The organism is Micromonospora sp. MA102 (genome assembly GCF_025460765.1).
Taxonomy (GTDB): domain Bacteria; phylum Actinomycetota; class Actinomycetes; order Mycobacteriales; family Micromonosporaceae; genus Micromonospora; species Micromonospora halotolerans.
The window spans coordinates 222,295-240,373 of record NZ_JAMWEG010000010.1 but is presented as its reverse complement, the minus strand read 5'-3'; the positions used below and the strand labels follow the sequence as shown (position 1 = coordinate 240,373).

Below are 18,079 nucleotides of genomic sequence, written 5' to 3'. Positions count from 1 at the left end.
TCTGAACGAGCGAACAACCACGGTTGTTTTGACATGTTCATAGAGTTACGGCGGTCATGGCGGAGGGGAAACGCCCGGTCACATTCCGAACCCGGAAGCTAAGCCCTCCAGCGCCGATGGTACTGCATTCGGGAGGGTGTGGGAGAGTAGGACACCGCCGGACAATCTTCCAGTCGAGGGCCGCCCCAGCAGGGTCGGCCCTCGACTGCGTTAGCGTCCTTGGCGGACGCAATGAGGAAGGATGTACCTGTGAGTTCAGGACCGCAGGGCGAGGATCGCCCCCGTCGTTACGAGGACCGCGCCGAGCGTGGGCAGGGGCGCGGCGACGCCCGCCGCGACGACCGTCCCCGGGGCGACCGCGACGACCGCTCGGGCGGTCCGCGGGGCGGCTTCCGCCGCGACGACCGTGACGGCGGCTCCCGTGGTGGTGAGCGCCGTGAGGGCGGCTTCCGCCGCGACGACCGCGACGCCGGCCCGCGGGGCGGCTCCACCGGCGGCGACCGTCGTGAGGGTGGCTTCCGTGGCGGCTCTACTGGCGGCGACCGTCGTGAGGGCGGTTTCCGTGGCGGCTCTACTGGCGGCGACCGTCGTGAGGGCGGCTTCCGTGGTGGTGACCGCGAGGGCGGGTTCCGTGGTGGCGACCGTCGTGAGGGCGGTTTCCGTGGCGGCTCTACCGGCGGCGACCGTCGTGAGGGCGGTTTCCGTGGCGGCTCCACTGGCGGCGACCGTCGTGAGGGCGGCTTCCGCGGTGGTGACCGCGAGGGCGGGTTCCGTGGTGGCGACCGCCGCGAGGGTGGCTTCCGTGGCGGCTCCACTGGCGGCGACCGTCGTGAGGGCGGCTTCCGTGGCGGCTCCACTGGCGGCGACCGTCGTGAGGGCGGTTTCCGTGGTGGTGAGCGTCGTGAGGGTGGCTTCCGTGGTGGTGACCGCGAGGGCGGCTTCCGCGGCGGGGACCGTCGTGAAGGTGGCTTCCGTGGTGGTGACCGCGAGGGCGGTTTCCGTGGCGGCGACCGTCGTGAGGGCGGCTTCCGTGGCGGTGAGCGCCCTGGTGGTCCCGCCGGCGGTGACCGCCGTGAGGGCGGCTTCCGTGGTGGTGACCGCGAGGGCGGTTTCCGCGGTGGAGAGCGTCGTGAGGGTGGCTTCCGTGGTGGTGAGCGCCGCGAGGGCGGCTTCGGTGGCGAGCGTCGCGAGGGTGGCTTCCGCGGCGGGGACCGTCGTGAAGGTGGCTTCCGTGGTGGTGACCGCGAGGGCGGCTTCCGCGGCGGGGACCGTCGTGAAGGTGGCTTCCGTGGTGGTGACCGCGAGGGCGGGTTCCGTGGCGGCGAGCGCCGTGAGGGCGGTTTCCGTGGCGGCGAGCGCCGCGAGGGTGGCTTCGGCGGCGAGCGTCGTGAGGGTGGCTTCCGTGGTGGTGACCGCGAGGGCGGGTTCCGTGGCGGCGAGCGTCGCGAGGGCGGTTTCCGTGGCGGTGAGCGCCGCGAGGGCGGCTTCGGCGGCGAGCGTCGCGAGGGCTTCCGCGGCGGGGACCGTCGTGAGGGCGGCTACCGGGGCGGCGACCGCGAGGGTGGCTTCCGCGGCGGGGACCGTCGTGAGGGCGGCTACCGGGGCGGCGACCGCGAGGGTGGCTTCCGCGGCGGAGAGCGCCGCGAGGGTGGCTCTGGCGGCGAGCGCCGCGAAGGCTTCCGCCGCGACGACCGCGTAGGCGGGTCCCGTGGCGGCGAGCGCCGCGAGGGTGGCTTCGGCGGCGAGCGCCGCGAGGGCTTCCGCCGCGACGAGCGGCCCGGCGGTTTCCGCCGTGACGACCGCGAGGGCGGCTTCCGCGGTGGGCGCGAGCGTACCGAGCGGGACGGCGAGCGCCGGGGTTACGGCCGGGACGATCGCCGGCCGGACGGCGCGTACCGGGAGCGGCAGGACGAGCGCACCGAGGGGCGTACGGGTGAGGCGCCGGCGCTGCCGGACGAGGTGGTCGCCAGCGACCTCGACTCGGCCGTCCGCGCGGAGTTGCTCTCCCTCGCCAAGCCGGTGGCGGAGACCGTCGCCCGGCACCTGGTCGCCACCGGCCTGCTGATCGACGAGAACCCGGCCGAGGCGCTGGCGCACGCCATGGCCGCGCGCCGGCTCGCCTCGCGGATCGCCGCGGTGCGGGAGGCGGTCGGGCTGGCCGCGTACCACGCGGGGGAGTGGCAGACGGCCGTCGCCGAGCTGCGCACCTACCACCGGATGAGCGGGCTGCAGAGCCACCTGGCGGTGCTGGCCGACTGCGAGCGGGCGCTGGGTCGCCCCGAGCGGGCCATCGACCTGTTCCGCGGGGCGGACCGGGAGAAGCTCGACCAGGCCGTCGCCATCGAGCTGCTCATCGTGGCCAGCGGGGCCCGGGGCGACCTCGGGCAGAAGGACGCGGCCGTGGCCATGCTCCAGGTCCCCGAGCTGACCGCCGACTCGACCGAGTCATGGGCGGCGCGGCTGCGCTACGCGTACGCCGACGCGCTGCTCGCGGTGGGCCGGCGCGAGGAGGCGCGGGAGTGGTTCTCCCGAGCCGCCGACGTGGACGCCGAGGGCGAGACCGACGCCGCCGAGCGGCTGCTGGAGCTGGACGGCGTCGTCATCGAGGGTGACGACGAGGAGGACGAGGAGGTCGCGGCCGGTCCGGGCACCCCGGGTGCCGTGCCGGCGCGTCCCGACGCCGACCTCGCCGGCAACTCCGACGACGAGGACGACCTCGACGACGACGAGGACGACGACCTCAGCGACGACGACGAGGACGACGACGAGGACGACGAGGACGACGACCTCGACGACGACGACGATGACGATGACGACCTCGACGACGACGATGACGACGACGAGGACGACCTCAGCGACGAAGCCGACGAGGACGACGACCTCGACGGCGACGCGGACCAGGACGACGACGATGCCGACGAGGACGACGACCTCGACGGTGACGCCCGGCAGCGTGCCGACACGGCGGACTCCGTCGCCGCGGACACCGCCGACGCGGTGCCGGCCGGCGAGGGCGCGGGGTACCGGGACCGGGACGCGGCGGACCTGGGCGACGACGAGCTGACCGACGCGGAGGCGCGCTCGCTCGCCGCCGACACCCGCGCCGCGGCCGTCGACGCCGCCGGCCCGGACGGACCGGGCGGGAACACGCCGGGCGACGGGGAGCCGGAGCGCCGGTGACCGGGAACACCGGGGACGCGGGTTCCGGTCCGGATCGCGGAGAACGCGACCGGGCCGGAACGGGCGACCGGCTGGTCGACGGGTACACCCTTGTCGTCTTCGACCTGGACGGGGTGATCTACCTGATCGACCGGCCGATCCCCGGTGCGGTCGAGGCGGTCGGCCGGTTGCACGCCGAGGGCCGGGCGGTCGCGTACGCGACGAACAACGCCTCGCGCCGTTCCAGCGAGGTGGCCGACCTGCTCACCGGTATGGGTGTGCCGGCCGGGCCGGAGGAGGTGCTGACCTCCGCGGCCGCCACCGCCGAGCTGCTGCGCGACCGGCTGCCCGCCGGCGCGCCGGTGCTGGTGGTCGGTGCGGAGGCGCTGCGCGCGGAGCTGCGCGCCGTGGGCCTGCGCCCGGTCTCGACGGTGGACGAGGAGCCCGCCGCCGTGGCCCAGGGGTACGGCCCGCAGGTCGGCTGGTCCGACCTGGCCGAGGCGTCGCTGGCCGTCCGCGGGGGCGCGCCCTGGTACGCCACCAACACCGACCGGACCCTGCCCAGCCCGCGTGGCCCGCTGCCGGGCAACGGCTCACTGGTGGCGGTGCTGCGCACCGCGCTGGAGCGGGATCCCGACGTGGTGGTGGGCAAGCCGGAGCCGGCGCTGTTCGCCACGGCCGCCCGCCGGGCCGGTTCGGGGCGGACGCTGGTGGTCGGTGACCGGCTGGACACCGACATCGAGGGCGCCCGCCGGGCCGGCCTGGACAGCCTGCTGGTGCTCACCGGTGTCAGCGACGTGGCCGAGCTGCTGGCCGCGCCCGAGTCGCGCCGGCCCGCGTACGTCTCCTTCGACCTGGCGGGGCTCTTCGACCCGGCGGCCGTGGTGCGGGTGCCGGGCACGGCGGACGCCGGCGGCTGGTCCGCGACGGCCGCCGACGGGGGGCTCACCCTCGACGGCGCGGGACGCCCGCTCGACGCCCTCGCGGCGCTGTGCGCGGCGGCCTGGTCGACGGGGGCCGGCCCACTGGTGCGGCCGGCGTCCGCGGCGGCGGAGAAGGCCCTGGCGGCGCTCGGCCTGGCGGACTGACCGGCCCGGTCAGAGGAGCTTGCGGAGCTTCATCAGGTCGAACGGGTTCGCCTTGATCGACACCCGCCGGGAGCCCACGGCCTTCATGACGTCGAGCTGACCGTGCACCAGGGCGACCAGGTCGTCGCTCGTGGTGCTCAGCGCGATCTTCGCCTTCGGGTCGTCGCCGTCGGTGAGGTCGACCAGCCGGCCGCCTTCGATGCGCCCGTGGAACGCGGTGTCCAGGTCGGTGACGCGGCAGGCGAGCGTGCGGTCGAGGTCGATCCGCTCCTGCGCCTCGGCGTGCCGGTCCAGCCGGGCGGCCAGGTCCTGCAACGCCTGCCGGCACTCGTCCACGCTGGCCACATCGTCTCCTCACACGCGCCACGCCGTTCCCGGCACCGTACCGCAATCGGGCGTCCGGGGCGCCCGGTAGCGTGACACCTGCACACCCCGCCCCGCGGAAGGACTCTGGCATGCAGGACGCGTGGCGCGCCTACCTCGAGCTGGCCATGGGCCTGACGGAGGCGCCCCGGAAGAAGGCTCAGGACGCGGTGAAGCGCGTGGTCGGCCAGGGCGGCGCGACCGCCGCCCAGCTCCAGTCGCTCGCCGAGGAACTGGTCTCCACCGGGGCGGCGAACCGGGAGGCGCTGACCAAGCTGGTCCGCTTCGAGGTGGACCGCGCGCTGGGCGCGGTCGGCCTCGCCACCGCCGACGAGGTCGCCGAGCTGACCCGCCGGGTGCACGACCTGGAGCGGCAGCTGCGCGAGGCCAAGACCACCGGGGCCCCGGAGACCGGGGCGAGGGGCGCCGGTGCTCCGGTGAGCCGCGCGCGGCGCGCGCCGTCCGGTCCCGGCCTGGCCGCCGAGACCGCGGGCGCCGGCGAGGTGACGCCCTCCGGGGACCTGGCCGCCGAGGAGCCCGCCCCAGCCGCGGAGCAGCCGGCCCCGGCCGCGGAGCAGCCGGCCCCGGCCGCGGAGCAGGCCGCTGAGGCGCCCGTCTCGGCGCCCCCCGTGCCGGCGCGGACCAAGGCGGTGGCGAAGAAGGCCGTGGCCAAGAAGGCCATCGTCAAGAAGCCCTCGGCCACCGTCGCGAAGACTCCGGCCGAGGAGTCGCCGGCCGCCCCGGTGCGCCCGGCGAAGAAGGCCGGCGGCCGCAAGCCGACCGGCGGTGCCGGGTCGTGACCGCGCCCTTCCGTCCCGGCCCGCGCCCCGGGCCACCGCCGGCCGGTCCCCGGCCCGGCCCGCCCCCCGGCGTACGGCCGGCGCCGGTCGAGGAGGTCGGCGAGGCGCGGCACCCGGCCGTGGACGCCGCCGTGCACGGCGGCGAGGCGCGGCACCCGGCCGTGGACGCCGCCGTGCACGCCATGATCAACGCCGAGGCGCTCTCCCCGGCGGACCAGATCGCCCAGTACGAGGCGGCGTACGAGACGCTGCGCGAGACCCTGGCCAGCATCGACCAGGCCTGAGGAGAGGCGGAGAACAACCACCGATGGCACGTCGTACCCGGCTGGATGCCGAACTCGTCCGCCGCGGCCTGGCCCGCTCCCGTGAGCAGGCCGCCGCGCTGGTGGAGGCCGGTCGCGTCCAGCTGCGCGGGGTGCCGGCCCGCAAGGCCGCCGCGATGGTCGACCCCGCCGACCCACTGCTGGTCACCGGCGAGGACCCCGGCGACGAGTACGTCTCCCGGGGCGGTCACAAGCTGGCCGGCGCGCTCGCCGCGTTCACCCCCGCCGGGCTGACCGTGGCCGGCCGGCGTTGCCTCGACGCGGGCGCCTCCACGGGCGGCTTCACCGACGTGCTGCTGCGCGCCGGGGCCGCCGAGGTGGTGGCGGTCGACGTCGGCTACGGGCAGCTCGCGTGGTCGCTGCGGAACGACGAGCGGGTGCGCGTCTTCGAGCGCACCAACGTGCGTACCCTCGCGCCGGAGGCCATCGGCGGCCCGGTCGACCTGACGGTGGCCGACCTGTCGTTCATCTCGCTGCGGCTGGTGCTGCCCGCGCTGGCCGGTTGCTCCCGGCCCGACGGCGACCTGGCGCTGATGGTCAAGCCGCAGTTCGAGGTGGGCAAGGACCGGGTCGGCGCGGGCGGGGTGGTCCGCGACCCGGAGCTTCGCGCCGAGGCCGTGCTCGATGTGGCCGCCGCGGCCGCGCAGCTCGGGCTGGGCCTGGCCGGCGTGGCCGCCAGCCCCCTGCCCGGGCCGAGCGGCAACGTCGAGTTCTTCGTATGGTTACGCCGGGACGCGCCCGCCGCGGACCCCGACCGGGTGCGCGCGGTGGTGGCCGCCGGCCCGCAGGGATCTCCGGCCGCCGGGGCGGAGCCCACGACTGAGGAGGTGTCCGGGTGAGCCGGACCGCTCTGCTGGTGACGCACACGGGTCGTCGGCGCAGCACCGAGCACGCACGCGCGGTGGCGGCCGACCTCATCGCGGCCGGCTTCGAGGTGCGGGTGGTCGCCGAGGAGGTCGACGACCTGGACCTGCCCGGCGTGGTGCCGGTGACCGGCCCGGAGGCCGCGGAGGGCGCGGAGATCGTGTTCGCGCTCGGCGGGGACGGCACGTTCCTGCGCGCCGCCGAGCTGGCCCGCCCGGCCAAGGCCCCGCTGCTCGGCATCAACCTCGGCAAGGTCGGCTTCCTGGCCGAGGCGGAGATCGACGACCTGGACAGCGCGGTGCGCGACGTGGTCGGGCGCAACTACACCGTGGACGAACGGCTCACCCTCGACGTCACCGCCGAGTTCGAGGGCGGCCCGACCATCGAGTCGTGGGCGCTCAACGAGATCAGCGTGGAGAAGGGCGAGCGGGCCCAGATGCTGGAGCTGCTCGTCGACGTGGACGGCCGGCCGCTGTCCCGCTACGGCTGCGACGGCGTGGTCTGCGCGACCCCGACCGGCTCGACGGCGTACGCGTTCTCCGGCGGCGGGCCGGTGGTCTGGCCCGAGGTGGAGGCGTTGCTGCTGGTGCCGATCAGCGCGCACGCGCTGTTCAGCCGCCCCCTCGTCACCGCGCCGACGTCCACCTTCGTGATCACCGTGGACCCGTTCACCACCCTCGCGGTGCTCTCCTGCGACGGCCGGCGGGTCTACGACCTGCCCCCGGGCGCCCGGGTCACCGTGCGCCGCGGCGCGCTGCCGGTGCGCATCGTCCGGCTCCGGGCGCGGCCGTTCACCGACCGGCTGGTGGCCAAGTTCGACCTGCCCGTACAGGGCTGGCGCGGCAACCGCCGCTGACCGACGACTCAGCGAAGACCGGCGTCGGCCGGTTCGGCGTACCCGCCTCCGGCCCCGGGAGGGTTACGGTAGGAGCCTCCCCCGACGACGGCACGCCGCGCCGGGTTCCGGCGACCGTGGCCGGCACCGGGCCGGGGCGGATGCTCTCCGCCCCCGCGGCGGGCGCCCGTCGGGGCCGGTGACGCCGTTCCCCGGGACGGCGATCGGGGCGTCCGGACTGCGTCGAGGTGGAGTCCGGGCGGTGCGGCGAGGCCGTGTCCGCCCGGACCGCGCGGTCCGACGGTCGTGGCCCTGACCAGGGGGTGGTCGGGTCCACGACGGTCGGGGTGTCGGAGGAGTCGCGGCCGGCCGCGGCGGGCGGACGGCGAGCCGCGCCCGGCCGGGTTTCGACCCCGGTCGGGTCGGCCGGATCGGCGAGCCGCCGTCGGAGGAAACGGCGGCTCACGAACCGGGCGGCGACGCACTCGTCTCCGGCACCCCGGCCTTCGGCCGTTCCGGCTCGCGCCCGCCGGGCGACATTCCACGCCCCCGCTCGCGGCAATCTGCCCGACACCGGGTGGTCCGACCGCGGTCGACCCGTGTCCACCTGGCGACATGTCGCCGGTGCGGCGTGGCGTACCTAGTGACCGACCGATGATCTCCGTCGCAGACTCCGGTCGGCCGGCCTCAATCCCCCCCGAGGCCGGCCACCCGAGTAGAGGAGCGCATCGCATGCACCGGTCCCCACGCTGGCTCGCCGCCGGCGCGGTCGGCGCGCTGGTGGTCGGACTCGCCGTACCGGCGTCCGCCGACCCGCCCGCCCGGCCCACCGGCCCGAGCCCGGCCACGCCCGCCCCGGGCGCGGCACCCGTCCGCATCACCCTGATCACGGGCGACCAGGTCGACCTCGCCCCGGCCGCGCCCGGCCGGGTCGCCGCCACGGTCCGTCCCGGCCCCGGCCGGGAGCGGGTCACCTTCCACACCCTGGAGGTCGACGGCGGGCTGCGGGTGCTGCCCAGCGACGTCGTGCCGTACGTCTCCGCCGGGGTGCTCGACGCCGACCTGTTCGACGTGCAGGAACTGGTCGCGGACGGGTACGGCGACGCCGCGCAGGGCGCGTTGCCGCTGATCGTCCGCTACCAGCAGCCCGCCGCCGGCCGGGTCCGGCCGCTCGCCGGCGCCACCGCCGCCCGGCCGCTGGAGAGCATCAACGGCGCGGCGCTGCGGGTCGGCAAGGGCGACCTCGGCGGCCTGTGGACCGCGCTGCGGGGCACGCCGGAGGCCCGGACCACCGGGGGCGCGACCCGGCTCGGCGCCGGCATCGCCCGCGTCTGGCTGGACGGGCGGGTCCACGCGGATCTGGAGCACAGCGTGCCGCAGATCGGCGCACCGGCGGCCTGGGCGGCCGGCCGGGACGGCAAGGGCGTCCGGGTGGCGGTGCTCGACACCGGCGTCGACGCGGGCCACCCCGACCTGGCCGGTCGGATCGCCGAGGCGCAGGACTTCACCGGCAGCGGCAGCGCCCGGGACGGCCACGGCCACGGCACCCACGTGGCGTCCACCATCGCCGGCAGCGGCGCCGCGTCCGACGGGCTGCGCAAGGGCGTCGCGCCCGGCGCGCAGCTGCTGATCGGCAAGGTGCTGGACGACAGCGGCAGCGGCTACGACTCGTCCATCATCGCGGGCATGGAGTGGGCCAGCCACTCCGGCGCGAAGGTGGTCAGCATGAGCCTCGGCGGCCCGGCCACCGACGGCACCGATCCGATGAGCCAGGCGGTCAACGACCTCACCGCCGAGACCGGCACCCTCTTCGTGATCGCCGCCGGCAACAGTGGCGCTGCGGGTACCGTCGGGACCCCGGGCGCGGCCGGCGCCGCCCTCACCGTCGGGGCGGTGGACCGCGACGACAACCTGGCCGAATTCTCCAGCCGCGGCCCCCGGATCGGCGACAACGGCCTGAAGCCGGAGATCACCGCGCCGGGCGTCGGCATCGCCGCGGCCCGCGCCGAAGGCACCACCATGGGTACGCCGGTGGACGAGGCGTACACGCGGGCGTCCGGGACGTCGATGGCGACTCCGCACGTGGCCGGCGCGGCGGCGATCCTCGCTCAGGAGCACCCGGACTGGACCGCCGGGAAGCTCAAGGACGCGCTGGTCAGCACGACGAAGGCGAACCCCGCGCTGACCGTCTTCGAGCAGGGCGGCGGCCGGGCCGATGTGGCCCGCGCGCTGAGCCAGCGGGTGTACGGCTCGGCCACCGCCGACTTCGGCCGGGTGAACACCGGCGGTGCGGTGGCGGAGCGGACCGTGACGTACACCAACGGCACGTCCTCCCCGCAGACCCTGCGGCTGGCCCTGGAGCTGCGCAACCTCGACAGCGGCGCCGCCGAGCCGGACGGGGTGTCGCTCGACGGCACCGAGGTGACCGTGCCGGCGGGCGGCAGCGTGGACGTCCCGCTGCACGCCGACCCGGCGAAGCTGGACCGGGGAGTGCACGGGGGCTGGCTGGTGGCCACCGGCGCGGACGGTATCGCGGTGCGTACGGCGGTCGGGCTCACCCTCAGTGGCCCGCTCCACACCGTCACCCTGCGCGCGCTGGACATGGCCGGGCAGCCGGGCCTCTCGCCGGTGGTCACCCTCTTCGGTGAGCACTCCGAGTCGGACCAGATGCTCTGGCTTCCCCCCACCGGATGGCAGGTGCAGGTCGAGGAGGGTCCGTACCTGCTGGAGGGCCTCATCGAGCACGGCGCGCCGTTGGACGAGCAGATCACCCTGGTCACCGACCCCGAGCTCATGGTGGATCGCGACCTCACCGTGGTGCTCGACCCGCGCAAGGGCACTCCGGTGCGGATCGAGACGCCGAAGCCGACCGAGCAGCGGGCGGTGATCAGCTTCTACGAGCACCGGATCTTCGGCAACGGGCGGCAGGTCGACCACGGCGTCATGAACTTCAGCACGACCCAGCAGGTCAACGTCACCCCGACGCGGTCGGTGAGCCGGGGCGAGTTCGAGTTCGCCTCCCGCTGGCAGCTGGTGGCGCCCATGGTGGACGCCCAGGTCAGCAACGTCTCCGGTCCGCTGGACATCAACCTGCTGGGCCAGTCGCCCGCTCCGGCGGGCCGTCGGAAGCTCCCACTGGTCTGGGCAGGCGACGGCACCGCCGCCGAGCTGGCCCGGGCCGGGGTCCGGGGTGCGGCCGCGCTGGTGGCCGGCAGCTACGACCGCGCCGAGGAGGACCAGATCGCCGACGCCACGGCGGCCGGCGCCGCCATGGTGCTCATCGTCCGCCCGGCGGACCGGAGCGCGTGGACGGTCTGGCGACCGGACGGGGAACGGTTGCCGATCCCGTCGCTGGTGGTCGCGTACGACGACGGACAGCCGATGATCGCGGCGGCGAAGCGCGGCCGCGCGACCCTGGACGTGACGCTGACCGTGGACAGCCCCTACCTCTACGACGTGTTCCAGGTGTCGAAGGGGCGGGTCCCGGAGCGGATCGTGCACCGGGTGACGGCGGACAACACCGCCGAGGTGACCGCACGCTACGCCGACACCGGCGGGTCCGACTGGGCCAGTGAGCAGCGGTTCGGCTGGCGTCCCTGGCAGGAGTACTCCTGGAACGACGACCAGCGGATGGTGCGTACCGGCACCACCCGGCAGGAGTTCGTCAGCGCCGGGGACAACTGGTGGCAGCAGCGGGTGCTGCACCGACTCACCTGGTCCTGGGGGCCGCTGCTCGGCGGGCTCGCCCAGCAGCCCCGGCGGTACGCCGCCGACGACCGGGTCACCGAGACCTGGCACGCCCCGGTGGTCCGGCCGGCCGTGCCGGCGGGCGCCGGAGCGCCGGTGCCCACGCGCACCGGCGACATCCTGAACCTGCCGGTGGCCGAGTTCGTCGACGCGGACGGCCATTACGCCCCGGCCGGCGGCGGCGAGGAGCAGGACACCGTCGAGCGCCGGCTGAGCCGGGACGGGCAGCAGATCGCCGACCTCTCCGGCGGCTGGGCGCCGGTGCCGACCACCCCGGGTGCGGCCCGGTACCGGCTGGACGTCACCACCCGGCGCGCCTCGGACGAGTGGCGGTGGGCCACGCGTACCGAGACGGCCTGGCAGTTCACCTCGGCCCGGCCGGAGGGTGACACCGCCCAGCCGTTGTCGCTGCTGCAGGTGGACTACCGGGTCCCGGCGGACCTGCGGGGCGAGGTGCCCGGCGGCCGGCCGCACCAGGTGGCTCTGACCCTGCGCCAGCCGGCGGGCGTACCGGCGCCGACCGGTGTCGGGGTGCGGGTCGAGGTGTCGTTCGACGGCGGAAGCCACTGGCGGACCGTGCCGGTGCACGGCTCGGGGACCCGGTTCACCGCGATGGTGCCGGCCGGGCGCGGCACGGTGTCGCTGCGGGTGCACGCCGGTGACCGGGCGGGCAACACCGTCGACCAGACGGTGCTCGACGCGTACGGCCTGCGCTGAGCGGACGTCCACGCGGGACGGACCCCCCTCACCCGCGTGGACGTCACCCCCGTCCGTCCGTGGTGCCCGCCCCTTTCCGGCGGTGGGCGCCACGGACGGCGCCACGGCCGTTCGCTGCCGCCGGCACCGTACTCGGGAGGCGGGGCCGACGGCGGCGCGGCCGGTGGCGGGGTGTCGGACGGGTCAGAGCCAGCCGCGACGAGCGGCCTGGTAGGCCAGACCCGGCCGGGTGTCGACCCCGGCCACGGTCATCAGATCGGCGAGACGCCGCTGCACCGTACGGCGGCTCACGCCGAGCTGGGAGGCGATGGACTTGTCCGGCACCCCGGCCACGAAGAGCGACAGCAGCCGGACCTCGTCGGCGTCCGGGCGGTACCCCCCGCCCGCCCGGTCCTCGACCGGCGCGGCCGACGAGCTCACCGGCGTCGCCATCAGCCAGTGGCTCTCGAAGAGGGCGACCAGGGCGTCGAGCAGTTGGCTGCGGCCGATCACCGCGGCGGTCGGTTCCCCGCCGCCCCGTTCCGGGACCAGCGGGCAGACCGCCGTCCGGCCGTCGACGACCGCCAGCCGGACGGGCAGCCGGTCGAGGACCCGCGCCTGCTCGCCGGCGCGTACGCCCTGCTCGACGTCGGCCAGGGCGCCCGGTTCGAGGAGCATCTCGCGTTCGTAGATGGCCCGGTAGCGGACCCCGCGGGCCAGCGCGTCGAACTCCTCGACGTTCTCCTGGCCCGGCATGGCCAGCGGATTGGCGCGGCAGAACCAGAGCACCTCGTCCCGGGCGCCGTTCTGCAGGTCGCGCAGGCGCTCGCGGAGCGCCCGCGCCCCGGTGATCACCTCGACCAGGTGGTCGGCGTTGTGCCGCCGCATCCCGGCCCGGTACTCCTCGGTGAGCTGGGTGACCGCGGCGCGCGCCGTCTCCAGCGCCGCCTGTCGGCGCAGCAGCGCCTCACCGAGCGGGACGTCGGGGGCCAGCGGCCGCAGCGGCGCGTCGGGCTCCGGCCCGGCCGGCGGCACCAACCCCTTGCCGCGCAGGGCGTCGAGCTGGGCGAGGATCTCCCCGGGCGGCCGGCCCAGCCGCCCGGCCAACTCGTCGACACGCGCGGTCGTGAGCTGCACGAGGCAGCGGTAGAGCCGCTCCTCGTCGGGGGTCAGGCCGATCACGTCGAGCACGGGGCAGAACTGTACGACCCCGCCAGCGGCACCGCGCCGGCTGGTCAAGTGTCGGAGGACGCGTCTACTGTCGGGTGCTGTGCTGGAAGAGCTGCGCATCACCGGACTGGGCGTCATCGAGGACACCACGCTGCCGCTGACCGGCGGGATGAACGTCATCACCGGCGAGACCGGTGCGGGCAAGACCATGGTGGTGACCGGCCTGGGCCTGCTCTTCGGCGGCCGGGCCGACGCCGGCCGGGTCCGGGCCCAACCGGGCCGCGCCGTGGTGGAGGGCCGGCTGCGCCTGGACGGCCGGGTGGCCGAGACGGTGCACGCCCGGATCACCGACGCGGGTGGCGACCCCGACGAGGACGGCTCGCTGCTGCTGAGCCGCACGGTCACCGTCGAGGGCCGGTCCCGCGCGCACCTGGGCGGCCGCGGCATGCCGGTGTCGATGCTGGGCGAGGTCGGCGAGCAGGTGGTGGCGGTGCACGGCCAGTCCGACCAGCTGCGCCTGCTGCGTCCCGCCGAGCAGCGGGCCGCGCTCGACCGGTTCGCCGGCCCGGAGCACGAGAAGCTGCTCGACGCGCTGCGCGAGACGCACACCCGGTGGCGGGCGGTGGTCGACGACCTGGCCGACCGGCGGCGCAACGCGCGCGAGCGCAACCAGGAGGCCGACCTGCTCCGCCTCGGCCTCGACGAGATCACCCGGGTCGACCCGCAGCCGGGCGAGGACGACGAGCTGAAGGCGGAGGCGCAGCGCCTGGAGCACGCCGAGGGGCTGCGCACCGCGGCCCAGCTGGCCCAGCAGTGCGTGGCCGGCGGCGTGGAGGCGGCCGACGACACCCCCGACGCCACCGCGCTGCTCGGCACCGCCCGGCGCACCCTGGAGGCGCAGGCCGGCACCGACCCCGCCCTGGGCGAGCTGGCCGCCCGGCTGGAGGAGGCGGCCACCCTGGTCACCGACGTCTCCGCCGAGCTGTCGACCTACCTGGCCGCGCTGGACGCCGACCCGGCCCGCCTGCAGACCGTCTACGAGCGCCGGGCCGCGCTGCGCGGCCTCACCCGGAAGTACGCCGACGACGTCGACGGCGTGATCGCCTGGGCCGAGCGGGCCCGCACCCGACTGTCCGACCTGGACACCTCCGACGACCTGCTGGACGAGCTGGACCGGGAGGCGGCCCGGCTCGCCGGTGAGGTGGCCGACCTGGCCGGCCGGGTCTCCACTTCCCGGCAGGAGGCCGCGGTCCGCTTCGCCGAGCAGGTCACCGTCGAGCTGGCCGGTCTGGCCATGCCGCACGCCCGGATCGAGGTGGCGGTGCTGCCCCGGCCGGCCGGGCGGGCCGAGCCGGGCCTGCCGGTCAACGGGGTCGAGGCCGGCGTGGGCCCGGACGGCGCCGACGATGTGGAGCTGCGGCTGCTCGCCCACCCGGGTGCCCCGGCGCTGCCGTTGCAGCGGGGCGCCTCCGGCGGCGAGCTGTCCCGGGTGATGCTCGCGATCGAGGTGGTGTTCGCCGGCTCCGGCGGCCCGCCCACCCTGGTCTTCGACGAGGTCGACGCGGGCGTCGGCGGGCAGGCCGCGGTGGAGATCGGCCGCCGGCTGGCCCGGCTGGCCCGCAGCCACCAGGTGCTCGTGGTCACCCACCTGCCGCAGGTCGCGGCGTTCGCCGACCGGCACCTGGTGGTGGCGAAGGACACCGGGGGAGCGGTCACCACGAGCGGTGTGCGGGTGGTGGAGGACACCGAGCGGGCCCGCGAGCTGGCCCGGATGCTCGCCGGTTTGCCGGACTCGGATCTGGGTATCGCGCATGCCGAGGAGCTCCTGGCGGTGGCGGCCAAGGAAAGGCGCCCCTGATCCCGAGATTGTGAGCGCAAGCACACCGGCGTGCGCTCCGGTGTGCTTCCCTGGGTAGGCGGCCCTGCTCAGGCATGTCGCGACAGCAAAACCTGCCTCACATGCCAGGATGGTCACGATGCGTCTACCCACGTTGCGCCGGACCCGGAACGCGGAACCGGGCTCGATCCTCGGTACCGCGCGCCTCGACCGCCGGACGAAACGGCTGGTCGGCCGGCTCCGCCCGGGCGACATCGCGGTCATCGACCACGTCGACCTGGACCGGGTGGCGGCCGACTCGCTGGTGGCCGTCGGTGTCGCCGCCGTGCTCAACGCCAAGCCGTCGGTGTCCGGGCGCTACCCGAACCTCGGCCCCGAGGTGCTGATCTCGGCCGGCATCCCGCTCCTGGACGACCTCGGCGAGAGCGTCTTCGAGCAGATCCGCGAGGGCGACGTGGTGCGCATCGAGGGCAACACGGTCTTCGTCGGCGAGGAGCCCGTCGCGCACGGAGCCCTGCAGGACGCCGAGACCGTGGCCAAGTCGATGGCCGACGCCCGCGAGGGGCTGTCGGTGCAGTTGGAGGCGTTCGCCGCCAACACCATGGACTACCTCCGGCAGGAGCGCGACCTGCTCCTCGACGGCGTCGGCGTGCCGGAGATCCAGACCCAGATCCAGGGCCGGCACTGCCTCATCGTGGTCCGGGGCTACGACTACAAGGCCGACCTCGACGTGCTGCGCCCCTACATCCGGGAGTTCAAGCCGGTGCTCATCGGCGTGGACGGCGGTGCCGACGCGCTGGTCGAGGCCGGCTACACCCCCGACATGATCATCGGCGACATGGACTCGGTCACCGACGACGTGCTGCGCTGCGGCGCCGAGGTGATCGTGCACGCCTACCCGGACGGCCGGGCGCCGGGCCTGGCCCGGGTCGAGGGCCTCGGTGTGCCGGCGATCACCTTCCCGGCCGCGGCCACCAGCGAGGACCTGGCCATGCTGCTGGCCGACGAGAAGGGCGCCTCGCTGCTGGTGGCCGTCGGCACCCACGCCACCCTGGTGGAGTTCCTCGACAAGGGCCGCGGTGGCATGGCCTCGACCTTCCTGACCCGTCTCAAGGTGGGCGGCAAGCTGGTCGACGCCAAGGGCGTGAGCCGGCTCTACCGGCAGAGCATCTCCGGGTCCTCGCTGCTGCTGCTCATCCTCTCGGCGGTGGCCGCGATGGCCTCGGCGGTGGCGGTCTCCACAGTCGGGAAGGCGTATTTGGGTGTGGTGTCGGAGTGGTGGGACAATTTCGTGTTCCGGCTCGGCCAGATCTTCTAGCTCCCCGACGATCAAGAGGCTGCAAGCGTGATCAACTTCCGCTACCACGTGGTGTCCCTGACCGCGGTCTTCCTGGCGCTGGCCATCGGCCTGGTGGTCGGCACGGCCGCTCTGAACGGTCCGGTGGCCGACTCGCTCAAGGAGCGGGTCAACGGGCTCAGCAAGGACAACTCGCTGATGCGCCAGTCGGTCAACAGCCTCCAGAAGGAACTGGACATGGAGGAGGACTTCGCCGCCGAGATGGCGCAGGTCATCCTCCCCGGCAAGCTGAACGGCCGGCGGGTGCTGGTGCTCAGCCTGCCGAGCGGCCGGGACCACACCGAGGGCGTCATGAAGATGCTCCAGCTCGCCGGGGCCAACGTCACCGCCCGGATCGACGTCCAGGACAAGTTCATCAACCCGGACAGCAACAACAACCTGCTGGAGCTGGCCGTCACGGCGGCCCGCCCGAACAGCGTGCCCACCTCGGGCCTGCCGGGCAACGGGCACGGTGTGGAGACCTCCAGCGCGCTGCTCGCCAGCGTGCTGCTGGACCGGCCGCAGGGCAGCCCGGCCGTGACGGACGCGGACCGCCGGGCGGTGGTCCAGCAGTACACCAACTCCGGCTACCTCACCCCGCAGGACAAGATCGGCGGCGCCGCCGAGGCGGTCGTCCTGGTCAGCGGCCAGCCGTACGTCGACAAGTACTCGGCGGAGAAGGACGAGTCGGTGGTGAAGATCGCCGAGCAGTTCGACCGGACCGGCGCGATCGTGGTCGGTGGCATGGGCTCGGCCGGCGGCAACGTGGTCTCCGTGGTCCGGGGCGACCCGGTGCTGTCCCAGACCATCTCGACCGTCGACAACGCCAACACCGTGCAGGGCCAGCTGGTCACCAGCCTGGCCCTCGTGCAGCAGCTGACCGAGAAGAAGGCCGGGCAGTACGGCGTCGGCGACAACGCCGCCGCGCTGCTGCCTAGACTGCCCCAGTGACCGGTCCGTACCGCGTCGCGCTCAACATCCGGATCGGAGGGGTCGCGTGAGACTGGGTCGGCTGCTGGCCGTCGGCGCCGGGGCGCTGGCCGCCCGCTACGTGCTGCGGGAGGTGCGGACCTCGCCGGCCGCACCGGCGCTGGAGCGCACCAACTTCCGGGGCCGCACGGTCACGCTGGCCGCCGGTCCGGCCCTCGCGGTCGGCGCGGCCACCGCGGGCGCGCTCGGTGCCGGCAGCGCCCCCGCGGGCGCGGCGGCGCTGCTCGCCGGGGTGGGCGCGGGCTCCGTCGGGCTCTACGACGACGTGGTCGGCGCGCGCCCCGACCAGAAGGCCGCCAAGGGGTTCGCGGGGCACCTGGCCGCGCTGCGCGAGGGGCGGGTCACCGCCGGGCTGGTCAAGATCGCCGGCGTGGGCGCGGCCGGGCTCGGCGCGGCGGCGCTGCTCGCCGCCGACCCGCGGGTCGCCGCGCACCCCCGCCGGCAGGCGGCCGGCGCCCTCCGCCGCGGGGTCGACGTGCTGCTCGGCGCCGGAGTGGTGGCCGGCACCGCCAACCTGGTCAACCTGCTCGACCTGCGCCCCGGCCGGGCGCTCAAGGCCGGCATGCTGCTCGGCACGCCCCTCGCCCGCGGCCCGTTCGGGGGCATCGCGGCGGGCGCGGTCGGGGCGGCAGCCGGGCTGGTCCGGGATGACCTCGACGAACGCGTCATGGTCGGCGACAGCGGCGCCAACGCGCTCGGCGCGCTGCTCGGGGTGAGTCTGGCCGCGCGCACCGGGCCACTGGGCCGGGCCGGCGTGCTGGCCGTGCTCGCCGCCCTCACCGCCGCCAGCGAGAAGGTGAGCTTCACCCAGGTGATCCAGCGGACCCCGGGGCTGCGGCACCTCGACGAGCTGGGTCGGCTCGCCGACTGA

13 protein-coding genes, 1 rRNA gene and 1 pseudogene are annotated in these 18,079 nt (G+C 75.4%); 12 read left to right on the top strand and 3 right to left on the bottom strand.

Features of this window, described 5'->3' with window-relative positions; all coding sequences use genetic code 11:
* Positions 1 to 46 precede the first annotated feature (46 nt).
* Positions 47 to 163, top strand: a 5S ribosomal RNA gene (gene rrf, locus NFX44_RS21545).
* Positions 164 to 255: 92 nt separating this feature from the next.
* Here the strand turns inward: rrf and NFX44_RS21540 are convergent.
* Positions 256 to 2,043 carry a hypothetical protein gene (locus tag NFX44_RS21540; RefSeq protein ID WP_262285366.1) on the bottom strand — a complete coding sequence of 596 codons (1,788 nt, stop codon included), beginning with the start codon at positions 2,041 to 2,043 and terminating at the stop codon, positions 256 to 258.
* 57 nt (positions 2,044 to 2,100) lie between these two features.
* On the opposite strand from NFX44_RS21540, the pseudogene NFX44_RS21535 reads away from it, so the two are divergent.
* A pseudogene (locus NFX44_RS21535) lies at positions 2,101 to 2,688 on the top strand (hypothetical protein); the annotation flags it as partial.
* Positions 2,689 to 3,251: 563 nt separating this feature from the next.
* Positions 3,252 to 4,247: an HAD-IIA family hydrolase gene (locus NFX44_RS21530; protein WP_262285380.1), complete on the top strand. Its 996-nt coding sequence runs from the start codon at positions 3,252 to 3,254 to the stop codon at positions 4,245 to 4,247.
* A gap of 9 nt (positions 4,248 to 4,256) precedes the next feature.
* On the opposite strand, the gene NFX44_RS21525 is transcribed toward NFX44_RS21530, so the two are convergent.
* Positions 4,257 to 4,592 carry an SCP2 sterol-binding domain-containing protein gene (locus NFX44_RS21525; RefSeq protein WP_262285365.1) on the bottom strand — a complete coding sequence of 112 codons (336 nt, stop codon included), beginning with the start codon at positions 4,590 to 4,592 and terminating at the stop codon, positions 4,257 to 4,259.
* A gap of 110 nt (positions 4,593 to 4,702) precedes the next feature.
* On the opposite strand from NFX44_RS21525, the gene NFX44_RS21520 reads away from it, so the two are divergent.
* The 5 genes from NFX44_RS21520 (at position 4,703) to NFX44_RS21500 (ending at position 11,896) form a co-directional block, all read left to right on the top strand.
* Positions 4,703 to 5,410, top strand: a complete 708-nt coding sequence (locus NFX44_RS21520; RefSeq protein ID WP_262285364.1) for a phasin family protein — start codon at positions 4,703 to 4,705, stop codon at positions 5,408 to 5,410.
* A complete protein-coding gene (locus NFX44_RS21515) occupies positions 5,407 to 5,694 on the top strand; it encodes a hypothetical protein (RefSeq protein ID WP_262285363.1) in 288 nt (95 codons plus the stop codon). The genes NFX44_RS21520 and NFX44_RS21515 overlap by 4 nt, the downstream gene beginning before the upstream one ends.
* A gap of 23 nt (positions 5,695 to 5,717) precedes the next feature.
* A complete protein-coding gene (locus NFX44_RS21510) occupies positions 5,718 to 6,572 on the top strand; it encodes a TlyA family RNA methyltransferase (RefSeq protein WP_262285362.1) in 855 nt (284 codons plus the stop codon).
* Positions 6,569 to 7,453: an NAD kinase gene (locus NFX44_RS21505; protein ID WP_262285361.1), complete on the top strand. Its 885-nt coding sequence runs from the start codon at positions 6,569 to 6,571 to the stop codon at positions 7,451 to 7,453. The genes NFX44_RS21510 and NFX44_RS21505 overlap by 4 nt, the downstream gene beginning before the upstream one ends.
* A 711-nt stretch (positions 7,454 to 8,164) precedes the next feature.
* Positions 8,165 to 11,896 (top strand): S8 family peptidase, encoded by a 3,732-nt coding sequence (locus tag NFX44_RS21500; protein WP_262285360.1) that lies wholly within the window; start codon positions 8,165 to 8,167, stop codon positions 11,894 to 11,896.
* A 183-nt stretch (positions 11,897 to 12,079) separates the two neighbouring features.
* Here the strand turns inward: NFX44_RS21500 and NFX44_RS21495 are convergent, their stop codons facing one another.
* Positions 12,080 to 13,066 carry a TrmB family transcriptional regulator gene (locus NFX44_RS21495; protein ID WP_262285359.1) on the bottom strand — a complete coding sequence of 329 codons (987 nt, stop codon included), beginning with the start codon at positions 13,064 to 13,066 and terminating at the stop codon, positions 12,080 to 12,082.
* 79 nt (positions 13,067 to 13,145) lie between these two features.
* On the opposite strand from NFX44_RS21495, the gene recN reads away from it, so the two are divergent.
* The 4 genes from recN (at position 13,146) to NFX44_RS21475 (ending at position 18,079) form a co-directional block, all read left to right on the top strand.
* Entirely contained in the window at positions 13,146 to 14,903 is a 1,758-nt protein-coding gene (recN, locus tag NFX44_RS21490) for a DNA repair protein RecN (RefSeq protein WP_262285358.1), read from the top strand.
* A 118-nt stretch (positions 14,904 to 15,021) separates the two neighbouring features.
* Positions 15,022 to 16,200, top strand: coding sequence for a putative cytokinetic ring protein SteA (gene steA / locus NFX44_RS21485; protein ID WP_262285357.1), 1,179 nt, complete (start codon positions 15,022 to 15,024; stop codon positions 16,198 to 16,200).
* A gap of 27 nt (positions 16,201 to 16,227) precedes the next feature.
* Positions 16,228 to 17,169: a copper transporter gene (locus tag NFX44_RS21480; protein ID WP_262285356.1), complete on the top strand. Its 942-nt coding sequence runs from the start codon at positions 16,228 to 16,230 to the stop codon at positions 17,167 to 17,169.
* Positions 17,170 to 17,215: 46 nt separating this feature from the next.
* Positions 17,216 to 18,079: a hypothetical protein gene (locus NFX44_RS21475; RefSeq protein ID WP_262285355.1), complete on the top strand. Its 864-nt coding sequence runs from the start codon at positions 17,216 to 17,218 to the stop codon at positions 18,077 to 18,079.